The organism is Escherichia sp. WS1368 (assembly GCF_046487485.1).
Taxonomy (GTDB): Bacteria; Pseudomonadota; Gammaproteobacteria; order Enterobacterales; family Enterobacteriaceae; genus Escherichia; species Escherichia coli.
The window spans coordinates 1-12,159 of sequence record NZ_JBJQJI010000006.1; the positions used below are offsets into that span (position 1 = coordinate 1).

10 protein-coding genes are annotated in these 12,159 nt (G+C 51.0%); 4 read left to right on the forward strand and 6 right to left on the reverse strand.

The genetic code is table 11. From position 1 onward, the window contains the following. Positions 1-462 precede the first annotated feature (462 nt). From clpA to yljB, 3 genes are all read right to left on the reverse strand, one after another. Entirely contained in the window at positions 463-2,739 is a 2,277-nt protein-coding gene (clpA, locus tag ACJHYD_RS13230) for an ATP-dependent Clp protease ATP-binding subunit ClpA (RefSeq protein ID WP_000934041.1), read from the reverse strand. Positions 2,740-2,769: 30 nt separating this feature from the next. Next, on the reverse strand, positions 2,770-3,090 hold the full coding sequence (gene clpS / locus ACJHYD_RS13235) for an ATP-dependent Clp protease adapter ClpS (protein WP_000520781.1): 321 nt from the start codon (positions 3,088-3,090) through the stop codon (positions 2,770-2,772). 98 nt (positions 3,091-3,188) lie between these two features. Beyond that, on the reverse strand, positions 3,189-3,263 hold the full coding sequence (gene yljB, locus ACJHYD_RS13240) for a protein YljB (protein WP_001406719.1): 75 nt from the start codon (positions 3,261-3,263) through the stop codon (positions 3,189-3,191). A gap of 149 nt (positions 3,264-3,412) precedes the next feature. On the opposite strand from yljB, the gene cspD reads away from it, so the two are divergent. Further along, positions 3,413-3,637, forward strand: a complete 225-nt coding sequence (gene cspD, locus ACJHYD_RS13245; protein ID WP_000410785.1) for a cold shock-like protein CspD — start codon at positions 3,413-3,415, stop codon at positions 3,635-3,637. A 72-nt stretch (positions 3,638-3,709) separates the two neighbouring features. Here the strand turns inward: cspD and macB are convergent, their stop codons facing one another. Together macB and macA are read right to left on the reverse strand one after the other, a co-directional pair. Next, positions 3,710-5,656 (reverse strand): macrolide ABC transporter ATP-binding protein/permease MacB, encoded by a 1,947-nt coding sequence (gene macB / locus ACJHYD_RS13250; RefSeq protein WP_000188187.1) that lies wholly within the window; start codon positions 5,654-5,656, stop codon positions 3,710-3,712. Next, positions 5,653-6,768: a macrolide transporter subunit MacA gene (gene macA, locus ACJHYD_RS13255; protein WP_001550897.1), complete on the reverse strand. Its 1,116-nt coding sequence runs from the start codon at positions 6,766-6,768 to the stop codon at positions 5,653-5,655. Before macA ends, macB begins: the two co-directional genes overlap by 4 nt. Before the next feature lie 150 nt (positions 6,769-6,918). On the opposite strand from macA, the gene ACJHYD_RS13260 reads away from it, so the two are divergent. Further along, entirely contained in the window at positions 6,919-7,875 is a 957-nt protein-coding gene (locus tag ACJHYD_RS13260) for a VirK/YbjX family protein (protein WP_001355621.1), read from the forward strand. Here ACJHYD_RS13260 and ACJHYD_RS13265 read toward each other — a convergent pair. Next, positions 7,872-9,530 carry an ATP-dependent endonuclease gene (locus ACJHYD_RS13265; protein ID WP_000599806.1) on the reverse strand — a complete coding sequence of 553 codons (1,659 nt, stop codon included), beginning with the start codon at positions 9,528-9,530 and terminating at the stop codon, positions 7,872-7,874. The two genes, ACJHYD_RS13260 and ACJHYD_RS13265, sit on opposite strands and share 4 nt — an antisense overlap. A 425-nt stretch (positions 9,531-9,955) precedes the next feature. On the opposite strand from ACJHYD_RS13265, the gene aqpZ reads away from it, so the two are divergent. Together aqpZ and lysO are read left to right on the forward strand one after the other, a co-directional pair. Further along, the gene (gene aqpZ, locus ACJHYD_RS13270; RefSeq protein ID WP_410228824.1) at positions 9,956-10,651 is read left to right on the forward strand and encodes an aquaporin Z; all 696 of its coding nucleotides are present in this window, start codon (positions 9,956-9,958) and stop codon (positions 10,649-10,651) included. Positions 10,652-11,134: 483 nt separating this feature from the next. Next, positions 11,135-12,034, forward strand: a complete 900-nt coding sequence (gene lysO / locus ACJHYD_RS13275; protein ID WP_000491132.1) for an L-lysine exporter LysO — start codon at positions 11,135-11,137, stop codon at positions 12,032-12,034. Positions 12,035-12,159 lie beyond the last annotated feature (125 nt).

Genomic DNA, 12,159 nt, shown 5'->3' on the forward strand with positions numbered 1-12,159 from the left:
GGGGGATGAGAAGCCCCGACCGGGGTTCGACAACTGGCGCAGCCAGTTGGACAGACCACGAACACAGTGAGTGGGCTGCCCGCAGGGCGAGCGAAGCGAGTCAATCCCCCCTCACCGCCATATTTAAAGAAAAGCTCGTACGAAAGTACGAGTTTTTTTTCGCATTTTATCTGCCTGTACGGCAGTGAACGGTATAAAAATCGAGTTTTTCTTTCGGTTGGCTTTCTAAGCTGCCTGTACGGCAGTGAACTCAAATACTACACGTTTAGTCCGTTATTAATAAAGCAAAACCATCTCATTTTCCTGCTGCCACCCTTTTTTATTCTTACCTTCCAGCACCATTAATTATCAACAACTTACCTTCACCTCCAAAAATAGGGTTTTCACCGCCCCAGCCTACAAACAAAAAGTCCGTAACCTCTTTCGAGATTACGGACTTCACCAACCTACCTGACAATCAGATTAATGCGCTGCTTCCGCCTTGTGCTTTTGTGCACTCTGGAATCCATAAGTCAGCTCATTTTTCTCTTTATCCAGCGCAACCGTCACCTGACCGCCGTCCACCAGCGAACCAAACAACAGTTCGTTGGCGAGCGGTTTTTTCAGGTTGTCCTGGATGACACGCGCCATCGGACGTGCGCCCATTGCCCGGTCGTAACCTTTCTCGGCCAGCCAGTTACGCGCTTCCTGGCTCACTTCCAGAGAAACACCTTTCTGATCCAACTGAACCTGCAACTCGACGATGAATTTATCCACTACCTGATGGATCACGTCGGTGGAGAGATGATCGAACCAGATAATGTTGTCGAGACGGTTACGAAACTCCGGCGTAAAGATCTTCTTGATCTCTTCCATCGCATCGGTGCTGTTGTCCTGGTGGATAAGACCAATCGATTTGCGCTCAGTTTCTCGTACCCCAGCGTTGGTGGTCATCACCAATACCACGTTACGGAAGTCCGCTTTGCGTCCGTTGTTATCGGTCAGCGTACCGTTGTCCATCACCTGCAACAGAATATTGAACACGTCCGGGTGCGCTTTCTCGATTTCGTCCAGCAGCAGCACCGCATGTGGATGCTTGATGACCGCATCAGTCAGCAAACCGCCCTGATCAAAACCAACGTATCCCGGAGGCGCACCAATCAGACGGCTGACGGTATGGCGTTCCATATACTCGGACATATCAAAGCGCAGAAGCTCAATGCCCAAAGCTTTCGAAAGCTGTACCGTCACCTCTGTTTTCCCGACCCCGGTAGGGCCGGCAAACAGGAACGAACCGACCGGTTTATGTTCGTGACCTAAACCTGCACGCGCCATCTTAATGGCTTCAGTCAGCGCCTCAATGGCTTTATCCTGACCGAAGACCAGCATTTTCAGGCGATCGCCGAGGTTTTTCAGGGTATCGCGGTCACTCTGAGAAACACTCTTCTCTGGAATGCGTGCAATACGGGCCACCACGGACTCAATATCCGCCACATTAACGGTTTTCTTGCGTTTGCTTACCGGCATCAGGCGTGCGCGAGCGCCCGCTTCGTCGATGACGTCAATGGCTTTATCCGGCAGATGACGATCGTTAATGTATTTCACCGCCAGCTCTACCGCTGCACGCACCGCTTTTGCGGTATAACGCACATCGTGGTGCGCTTCATACTTCGGTTTCAGGCCGTTGATGATTTGAACAGTTTCTTCGATCGACGGTTCAGTAATATCAATTTTCTGGAAGCGACGCGCCAAAGCACGGTCTTTCTCGAAAATGTTGCTGAACTCCTGATAGGTTGTCGAACCAATTACGCGAATTTTACCGCTGGAGAGCAACGGTTTGATCAGGTTAGCCGCATCGACCTGACCACCAGACGCTGCACCCGCACCGATAATGGTGTGGATCTCATCAATAAACAGGATGCTGTTAGTGTCCTGCTCCAGCTGCTTGAGCAACGCTTTAAAACGTTTTTCAAAGTCGCCGCGATATTTTGTGCCCGCTAACAGAGAACCGATATCGAGAGAGTAAATCGTACAGTCAGCCATCACTTCCGGCACATCACCCTGAACAATTCGCCAGGCAAGACCTTCCGCAATCGCGGTTTTACCGACACCAGATTCCCCCACCAGCAGCGGGTTGTTTTTACGGCGACGGCAGAGAACCTGAATAGCACGCTCCAGCTCCTTCTCACGACCAATCAGTGGGTCGATTCCGCCCACGCGCGCAAGCTGATTCAGGTTCGTCGTGAAATTCTCCATACGTTCCTCCCCACCAGCTTGTTCTTCGCTGTTTGGCTGGCTGCCAGGATCAGAAGACTGTGTCGGCTCGTCTTTACGCGTGCCATGAGAGATAAAGTTCACCACATCGAGACGGCTGACTTCATGTTTACGCAACAGATATGCCGCCTGCGACTCCTGTTCGCTAAAGATAGCGACCAGAACGTTTGCACCGGTAACCTCATTGCGACCGGAGGACTGGACATGGAAGACCGCACGTTGCAGCACACGCTGAAAACTCAGCGTCGGCTGTGTGTCGCGCTCCTCTTCACTGGCAGGCAGAACGGGTGTGGTTTGTTCAATAAAGGCTTCCAGTTCCTGACGGAGCGCAACCAAATCCACAGAACACGCTTCCAGCGCCTCCCGGGCAGATGGGTTACTGAGCAGCGCCAGTAACAAGTGCTCGACGGTCATAAACTCATGACGGTGCTCGCGCGCTCTGGCGAAAGCCATATTTAAACTGAGTTCCAGTTCTTGATTGAGCATAGGCACCTCCCCCAATTTTTATGCCTGCATTCAGGCTTTTTCTAGCGTACACAGCAATGGATGCTCATTCTCCCTCGCGTACTTGTTCACCATCGCCACTTTGGTTTCTGCAACCTCGGCGGTAAAGACTCCGCAAATGGCCTTCCCCTGGTAGTGAACAGCGAGCATCAATTGCGTTGCACGTTCTACATCATAAGAAAAGAATTTTTGTAACACGTCAATAACAAACTCCATCGGAGTGTAATCATCATTGACTAATATCACTTTATACATAGATGGCGGTTTTAGCGCGTCGCGAACTTTTTCTTCCGCCAGTTGATCAAAGTCCAGCCAGTCGTTCGTTTTACCCATTGTCAGTTATCATCTTCGGTTACGGTTATCGGCAGAACGCCCTGCCGCTGACAAGAGCTTATTTGCCTGACCAATCTACTCCACATGATAGATAACTATCATCTATCGTTGGCATCAGCGACATCTGTCACATTCCTGTCAATAGCGTTAACTGCTTCAAATTTTTGATTCATACCTGCCCCCTGGCCCCTGTCAAATGCTTGACGGCTCGCCCTAATTCTCTAAATTGTATTTCTAGAGTTGGCGAGGTTTTGAACAGCCCCCTCTCTGACCCCGGTTTATTCCATCTTACTTGTATAAGATTTGCTAAGGATGTCGAAGCATGGAAAAGGGTACTGTTAAGTGGTTCAACAATGCCAAAGGGTTTGGTTTCATCTGCCCTGAAGGCGGCGGCGAAGATATTTTCGCTCATTATTCCACCATTCAGATGGATGGTTACAGAACGCTAAAAGCTGGACAATCCGTTCAGTTTGATGTCCACCAGGGGCCAAAAGGCAATCACGCCAGTGTTATTGTGCCCGTCGAAGTAGAAGCGGCAGTCGCATAGCTCTTCTGTCTCATTGTGTACATCCTAAAGGCAAAATGCCAGCCCGATCGGCTGGCATTTTTATCTCAAAAATTACTCTCGTGCCAGAGCATCTACTGGATCCAGTCGTGCCGCATTTCGTGCGGGTAACCAGCCAAATAAAATCCCGGTGACCGTCGAGCAGAGAAACGCCAGCAGCAGCGCCAACGGTGAAAAACCAATCTCCCAGCCGGGTAAGAAAAGCTGTAAGGTGAAAGCAATTAACAGTGACAGTGTTATTCCCAACGCGCCACCGACCAGGCAAACCAGTACTGCTTCGATCAGGAACTGTTGCAACACATCACTTGCTCGCGCACCTACAGCCATGCGAATGCCAATTTCCCGCGTCCGCTCGGTCACTGACACCAGCATAATATTCATTACACCAATACCGCCCACCACTAGCGAAATCACCGCCACCAGCGTCAGAAACAGTTGTAAAGTACGTGTGGTCTTTTCAACGGTTTTCAAGACGCCGTCCATGTTCCAGGTAAAGAAATCCTTCTTACCGTGGCGCAGTGAAAGTAAACGCGTGAGTTGCTGTTCCGCCTCGGCGCTGTCAAATCCTTCTTTCACCCTGACAGTAATGGAGTTCAGCCACGACTGGCCCATAACTCGCCCGGACATCGTGCTGTAAGGTAGCCAGACACGCAGCACTTTACTGCTACCAAACATCGACTGTTTTTCTTCCGCCACACCAATGACTCTGGCGGGCATATTGCCGACCAGAATCACCTCGCCAACCACATCTGCTTTATGGGGGAAAAGCTGGCGGCGAGTATTACTGTCGAGCACCACCACCTGCGCACGACCGTTCAGCTGCTCCTGATTAAAGGTGTTCCCTTCACTGAAGGTCATGCCATAGACATTAAAATAATCGCCGCTCACGCCATTGGCACTGGCAGCAACATCAACATTGTTATAACGCAGGCGCAGGTTTTGCGAGACGGCAGGTGTGGCTGAGGCGACCCACGGTTGTTTTTGGATGGCGATTAAGTCGTCGTACTTCAGCGCCTGCTGATATTGCGGATCGTCATCGCCAAAATCTTTCCCGGGATAGACATCAATAGTATTCGTACCAATAGAACGAATATCCGCCAGCACCATTTGTTTGGCGGCGTCGCCCACCACGACAATTGAAACCACCGACGCAATACCGATAATAATCCCCAGCATGGTCAGTAAAGTACGCATTTTATTCGCTGCCAGCGCCCGCCATGCCATCGTCAGCGCTTCGTTAAAACCGCTGACAAATTGCCGCCAGCCAGAGGCCGTGTTGACAACAGGTTCCGTCCCGCCAGCAACATTCACTTTTTCAACGGCGGGAGGATTGCGCACAATTTCGCCGTCGCGAATTTCGATCACCCGCTCGGCCTGAGCAGCGACCTGCGGATCGTGGGTAACGATAATCACCGTATGCCCGCGATCGCGCAGCTGATGCAGGATCGCCATCACCTCTTCGCCAGAATGGCTGTCCAGTGCGCCGGTTGGTTCATCGGCAAGAATTACCTGACCGCCGTTCATCAATGCCCGCGCGATGCTGACGCGCTGTTGCTGCCCCCCCGAAAGCTGTGCCGGGTAATACTCTGTACGGTCTTCCAGCCCCAGTCGTTGCAGTAACTCCTGGGCGCGAAGCAGCCGCTGTTTCCGCTCAAGACCGGCATAGACGGCGGGTACTTCAACGTTCTGCTCGGCGGTTAAATGCGAAAGCAAATGGTAACGCTGGAAAATAAAGCCGAAGTGTTCGCGACGCAGTTGCGCCAGCGCATCGGCGTCCAGCGTGGCAACATCCTGACCGGCTACGCGATAGGTGCCGCTGGTGGCCTTATCCAGGCAGCCGAGAATATTCATCAGGGTCGATTTACCGGAACCCGAAGCGCCGACAATCGCCACCATCTCACCAGCATAAATATCGAGGGTGATGCCCTTCAGCACCTCAACCTGCTCATCACCGGCAGGATAGCTGCGACGAATATCCTTTAATTCGAGCAAGGGCGTCATTGTGCAGCTCCTGGTTTGGCCTCACCAATCACCACTTCATCGCCCGCTTCCAGCCCTTTGACAATCTCAACATCGGTATCGTTACGTGCGCCAATCGTCACTTCACGCTCGCGTGTTTCACCATTACGCAACAATTTGACTTTATAACGATTATCGCCAACCGGATCGCCTAACGCCGACAGAGGGATCGTCAGCACATTTTTCACATCGGTGAGCTGAATATGCACTTGCGCGGTCATATCCAGCCGCAGCAAACCATTGGGGTTGGGGACTTCAAAACGGGCGTAATAGAAAATAGCGTCGTTAACCTTTTCCGGCGTCGGTAGCACATCCTTGATTTGCCCCTCGTAGCGCGTCAGCGGATCGCCAAGCACCGTAAACCAGGCTTTTTGCCCCGACTTCAGGTGGATTACATCCGCTTCAGAAACCTGCGCTTTTACCAGCATGGTGCTCATATCTGCCAGCGTCAGAATGTTCGGTGCTTGTTGTGCGGCAATCACCGTCTGGCCTTGCAGAGTGGTGATTTGCGTGACTTCCCCGGCCATCGGGGCAACGATGCGGGTGTAATCGAGATTGGTTTTAGCCGTATCGAGTGAGGCCTGATTGCGCTTGATTTGCGCGTCAATGGTGCCAATTTGCGCCTGTTTCACAGCCATCTCCGTCGCGGCGGTATCAAGATCCTGCTGTGAAACCGCTTGCGTTTGTGCAAGACGTTGCTGACGGGAATACGTCACCCGCGCCAGTTTCAGCTCCGCTTCCGCCTGCTGCCGCTGCGCGCGTAGCTCCATCAGCGTTGCTTCCACCTCCTTAATCTGGTTTTCAGCCTGTTCAGGATCAATAACCCCTAAAAGCTGGTCTTTTTTTACTTTATCGCCAATCGCCACCGACAGCGTTTTCAACTGACCGCTGACCTGCGCGCCCACATCAACCTTACGCAGCGCGTCCAGCTTTCCGGTCGCCAGCACGCTTTGCTGTAAATCACCGGGGCGCACAATCAGCGTCTGATAAGTCGGCACGGGTGCGTTAAGAATTCTCCATAACGTAATCAGCCCGGCAATGACTATCACCAGCGCAATAACGTAACGCTTCTTCACGGTTTTCCGCTTTTTCATAAATATTCTGAATACTCCATATGCCAATCCGGGTCATTAACTTCAACGAAATATCAACAAAACCCTAAAATTTACGTTAGTAATCACACTATTGATGTTTGGTTAAGATACGCAATGGTGAAATCGACGTCATGTATAACCATTGATTTCATGAATATGTCGCAGCTAACTGAACGGACCTTTACGCCATCTGAATCTCTCAGCAGCCTGTCACTTTTTCTTAGTCTGGCACGTGGACAGTGTCGGCCGGGTAAATTCTGGCATCGCCGTAGTTTTCGCCAGAAATTTTTGCTGCGCTCGTTGATTATGCCGCGTTTAAGCGTTGAGTGGATGAACGAACTTTCCCACTGGCCTAATCTCAATGTGTTGTTAACGCGCCAGCCGCGACTGCCTGTGCGTCTGCATCGCCCTTACCTTGCGGCGAATCTTAGCCGTAAGCAATTGCTGGAGGCGTTACGTTACCATTATGCGTTACTCCGCGGGTGTATGTCGGCGGAAGAATTCAGCTTATATTTGAATACCCCCGGGCTGCAACTGGCGAAGCTGGAAGGCAAAAACGGCGAGCAGTTCACACTTGAGCTGACCATGATGATCTCAATGGATAAAGAAGGTGACAGCACAATCCTGTTCCGCAACAGCGAAGGTATTCCTCTGGCAGAGATCACGTTTACCCTGTGTGAATATCAGGGGAAAAGAACAATGTTTATTGGCGGACTGCAAGGCGCAAAATGGGAAATTCCACATCAGGAAATCCAGAATGCGACGAAAGCCTGCCACGGGCTATTTCCCAAACGCCTTGTGATGGAAGCAGCCTGTCTGTTTGCCCAACGTTTGCAGGTAGAGCAGATTATTGCCGTCAGCAATGAAACGCATATTTACCGCAGCCTGCGTTATCGCGATAAAGAAGGCAAGATCCATGCCGATTACAACGCTTTCTGGGAGTCGGTTGGCGGCGTATGTGATGCTGAACGCCATTACCGCCTTCCGGCACAGATAGCACGAAAAGAGATTGCCGAAATCGCCAGTAAAAAACGGGCTGAATACCGTCGGCGCTATGAGATGCTCGACGCTATTCAGCCACAAATGGCCACGATGTTTCGCGGTTAATCCGCGCGACCGCGCGCCAGCCACAGCACGCGTGAGAACATTTTTTTCAGCAGCGTCGGTACGGAATCCACACCACGACGTCCTGCCTCCATTGCCACTTCAATGGCAAGATCGGGTTTGGAAGAGCGATGGATCGCTTTCGAGATAATTTTGCGCAGATTCATCGGTACATTTTCCGGGATTTGCGCCACGCGGTGGAACACATCGGAAAATCCCTGGCGATACATAAAATGTTCCATATCCAGCGCCGGTAACGCCGTTAAATGTTCTCGTTCGGCTTCCCGATCGTTATTCAACAGGCTGCGTACCGTAGCGGCATATTTCTTCCCTGCTTCATCGCCATCGACCAGTACATGCCATTCAATCCCCATTCGCCGGGCAAATTTAACCAGTGGCTTTAGCCCGGACTGGGCAAACTCAATGACCTTGATCCCTTCGGCATCAAAATGATGTCCGCACTGACGCGCCAGTTCATTGATAACCCAAGTTTCCGTTTCCCCTTCCACCAGCAGCCAGCAGCGTGCAAACAGCGATGACGGACGGTTAAAACGAATGTGAAAGGATATGCGTCGGCTATCTTCGGTACTCAAGCCACTCGGCCCCAGACGCCAGGCGGCAACGCGCGAGGACTCACGTACCAGTCGGCAAACATGCTCTACCGGCGTTAACGAAAGCAACTCACCCGAGTTGGTGGTGGCAATGCGCTGCAATGGCAGAAGATTCAACAGATGCCAGGCAACTGAAAGCATAATGGGGTGTAAACGGGTTTCTGGATCTTCGATCAGCAACAATGGACGGGCGTCTTTATCCAGTCGCAATGTGCCTTTTGCCTGCAATAAAGTAGCAAACAGGCCGAGCAAAATAACCCGATACGAGCGCCCACCAGGTCGGTCAATCATCCGGTTGATGATATCCAGATAGCGCCAGCTTCGTTGCTCATTGCTGGCCCGCCGCCGCATTAAACGATATCGCGCCTGTCCGGCCCCCTGCTCAGAGAAATAATGCTCAAGCAGTTGCACCATTGCGGAAAGTCCCTGACGAATCTGCCCATCAGAGAGATTTTGCGGATGTGAGGATAACTCACGGGCGAGGAAATCGAGCTGGCGCGCGGTGACTTCCACATTAGGGACATTTGGCACCGTGCCGTTACGAATACGGCGCATAAAACGGGCATCACGCAAGCGCAGCACCGGCATTAAACGCACCAGATGGCGTGCCTGGTCGTTAATATCCTCGACATCAATCGGATGTCCGTCTTTATCGAGAAAACTGCGCAGTGTCATCACGCTGCCGTCTTCCGCACTCTCCCCTTCCAGACGATAAAAAATACGGTGATAGCCATCGGTGCATGGCGTCCAGCACGCTTCCAGCGGCCGATAGCGGCGAACCCGATGTCGGCCTGGCAGCGATTCGCGGAAGGTCAAAATAATATGCAGATGATGTTCTCGCCCGTTGATATCTCCCGGCGGGAACCAGAAATCGTCGCGCTCAAAATGGTAGAGATCTGATTCTGGCGATAGCAGCAGGGTTAAGGCGTCCAGCAAGCTGGATTTACCCCACGCGTTCTCCCCAATCAGGACGTTGTTTTGTTCCAGCATCAACGACAAACGGTTGATACCGCGAAAACCCACAATTTCAACGCGCTCAAGAATCATATCCCCTCCAGAAATATGTGACTTATCCTTTACGCTGGCAGTATAACGGGAAAGACCATGCTAATACGTGATGACATCACATTTAAGCATGGCAAATGTCTGAAAAATGAGCGAATAATCGCGTTATACTCCCTCTTGCTGATAAGCCTGCAAAAACAACAAAATCAAATAATTAGCATGATAAATTATTTTTTATTACGCCTAAAGGATTAAATCTTTTGCTTGCACTACACTGTCAATCAGACAAATGACTATATGGGGCAACCCGCTGTTGCCCTAAATCAAATTTACTGGATTTATTTATCTGGTGAATGACTCGCCTTCGTTTTTAAAATAGCCGCGCATTATTTCCGTCGTCACTTTTTTACGACGACCCTATAAAACGACCATATTTTTCACAGGGTCAATTTTTAATTGAGGTGGATATGTTCAGAAAATTAGCAGCTGAATGTTTTGGTACTTTCTGGCTTGTTTTTGGTGGCTGTGGTAGTGCCGTACTGGCCGCAGGCTTCCCGGAATTAGGCATTGGTTTTGCCGGCGTGGCGCTGGCATTCGGTCTGACCGTTCTGACGATGGCCTTTGCTGTTGGTCATATTTCTGGTGGTCATTTTAACCCGGCGGTCACTATTGGTTTATGGGCTGGCGGACGTTTCCCGGCAAAAGAAGTCGTTGGCTACGTAATTGCCCAGGTTGTCGGCGGTATTGTTGCGGCGGCGCTGCTGTATTTAATTGCCAGTGGTAAAACGGGTTTTGACGCGGCAGCCAGCGGTTTTGCTTCTAACGGTTATGGCGAGCATTCGCCAGGCGATTATTCCATTCTTTCCGCGCTGGTAGTTGAACTGGTATTGAGTGCAGGTTTCCTGCTGGTGATCCACGGCGCAACCGACAAATTCGCTCCTGCTGGTTTTGCGCCGATCGCTATTGGTCTGGCCTTAACCCTGATTCACTTAATCAGTATTCCGGTGACTAACACTTCTGTTAACCCGGCGCGCAGCACCGCGGTTGCTATCTTCCAGGGCGGCTGGGCGTTAGAACAACTGTGGTTCTTCTGGGTGGTGCCAATTGTCGGCGGTATTATCGGTGGTCTGATTTACCGGACTCTACTGGAAAAGCGTAATTAATTAACGCAGAAGGCCTGGCGCAATGTCAGGCCTTTTTTAAATATATTGATTCATCTTCCTGTTGCGCTCCTTGATGTGTTAAGCCACATATAGTCACTGGCGCAGGGAGCGCGCAGGGGGCGGCCAATCGCCGCCGCCCCCTGCACCCCCGGGCTCTGGCGAACAAAATCGCCGCTGCGCGGTGCCCTCGACTTATCCCTTACGGCTACCGGGTCGGGCGCGAGGTAACATCCCTGTAAAACGCGCCCTCAGCCCACATCCATGTGGGCTGCCCCGGCCTTCAGGGAACGCCTCGGCGATTTTGACGCCACCAACACCGGTGCGGTTTGTAATTAAAGCGCAAGAATATCTTTAAATGAAAATGAATACCCTACCGATCCTTATGCATAACATTTCCTTTTAATTGCAACTTTACTCGTCCTTCCGCTTTCAGTAGTGTGTCATCGCGCATTTCGACTTCATCTTTGCAAGGACTGGGTTTTCATGTTTTCTGGGCTGTTAATCATTCTGGTTCCCCTGATTGTGGGTTACCTCATTCCTCTTCGCCAAAAAGCTGCATTAAGAGTTATTAATCAGCTATTAAGCTGGATGGTTTACCTCATTCTCTTTTTTATGGGTATCAGTCTGGCGTTTCTCGATAACCTCGCCAGTAACCTGTTGGCGATTCTGCATTATTCCGCCGTCAGCATTACCATTATTTTACTCTGCAATATTATTGCGTTGTTGTGGCTGGAGCGCGGTCTGCCGTGGCGCAACCACCACCAGCAAGAAAAACTCCCGTCGCGTATTGCGATGGCGCTGGAGTCGCTAAAACTGTGCGGCGTAGTAGTGATTGGTTTTGCCATTGGCCTGAGTGGACTGGCTTTCTTACAACATGCGACCGAAGCCAGTGAATACACCTTAATTCTGCTACTTTTCCTCGTCGGTATTCAGTTGCGCAATAATGGCATGACCTTAAAGCAGATTGTCCTTAATCGCCGGGGAATGATTGTCGCCGTGGTGGTGGTTGCCAGTTCATTAATTGGTGGTTTAATTAACGCCTTTATTCTTGATCTTCCCATCAATACCGCGCTGGCAATGGCCTCTGGTTTCGGCTGGTATTCTCTTTCCGGTATTTTATTGACTGAATCTTTTGGTCCGGTAATCGGGAGCGCGGCGTTTTTTAATGATCTGGCCCGTGAGCTGATTGCAATTATGTTGATCCCTGGGCTGATTCGCCGCAGCCGCTCTACCGCACTGGGCTTATGCGGTGCGACGTCGATGGATTTCACCCTGCCCGTTCTTCAACGTACTGGCGGGCTGGATATGGTCCCGGCGGCAATTGTTCACGGTTTTATTCTTAGCCTGTTAGTGCCGATCCTCATCGCCTTTTTCTCTGCGTAATACCTCTCTGGCGGTAGATCCCTGCCGCCAAAATTGCGCTAAATCAATCTCCCTTAAAGTTGCATGAAAAATCCCTTTTATCCCTGCGTTAAGCGTCTTAACCTTAAACATGTATATTAAATATA

Bases quoted from the DNA above. Each gene is read 5' to 3' on its own strand.
- macA (WP_001550897.1), bottom strand. From the start codon at position 6,768: ATGAAAAAGCGGAAAACCGTGAAGAAGCGTTACGTTATTGCGCTGGTG.
- lysO (WP_000491132.1), top strand. From the start codon at position 11,135: ATGTTTTCTGGGCTGTTAATCATTCTGGTTCCCCTGATTGTGGGTTAC.
- aqpZ (WP_410228824.1), top strand. From the start codon at position 9,956: ATGTTCAGAAAATTAGCAGCTGAATGTTTTGGTACTTTCTGGCTTGTT.
- clpA (WP_000934041.1), bottom strand. From the start codon at position 2,739: ATGCTCAATCAAGAACTGGAACTCAGTTTAAATATGGCTTTCGCCAGA.
- ACJHYD_RS13265 (WP_000599806.1), bottom strand. From the start codon at position 9,530: ATGATTCTTGAGCGCGTTGAAATTGTGGGTTTTCGCGGTATCAACCGT.
- clpS (WP_000520781.1), bottom strand. From the start codon at position 3,090: ATGGGTAAAACGAACGACTGGCTGGACTTTGATCAACTGGCGGAAGAA.
- cspD (WP_000410785.1), top strand. From the start codon at position 3,413: ATGGAAAAGGGTACTGTTAAGTGGTTCAACAATGCCAAAGGGTTTGGT.
- macB (WP_000188187.1), bottom strand. From the start codon at position 5,656: ATGACGCCCTTGCTCGAATTAAAGGATATTCGTCGCAGCTATCCTGCC.
- ACJHYD_RS13260 (WP_001355621.1), top strand. From the start codon at position 6,919: ATGAATATGTCGCAGCTAACTGAACGGACCTTTACGCCATCTGAATCT.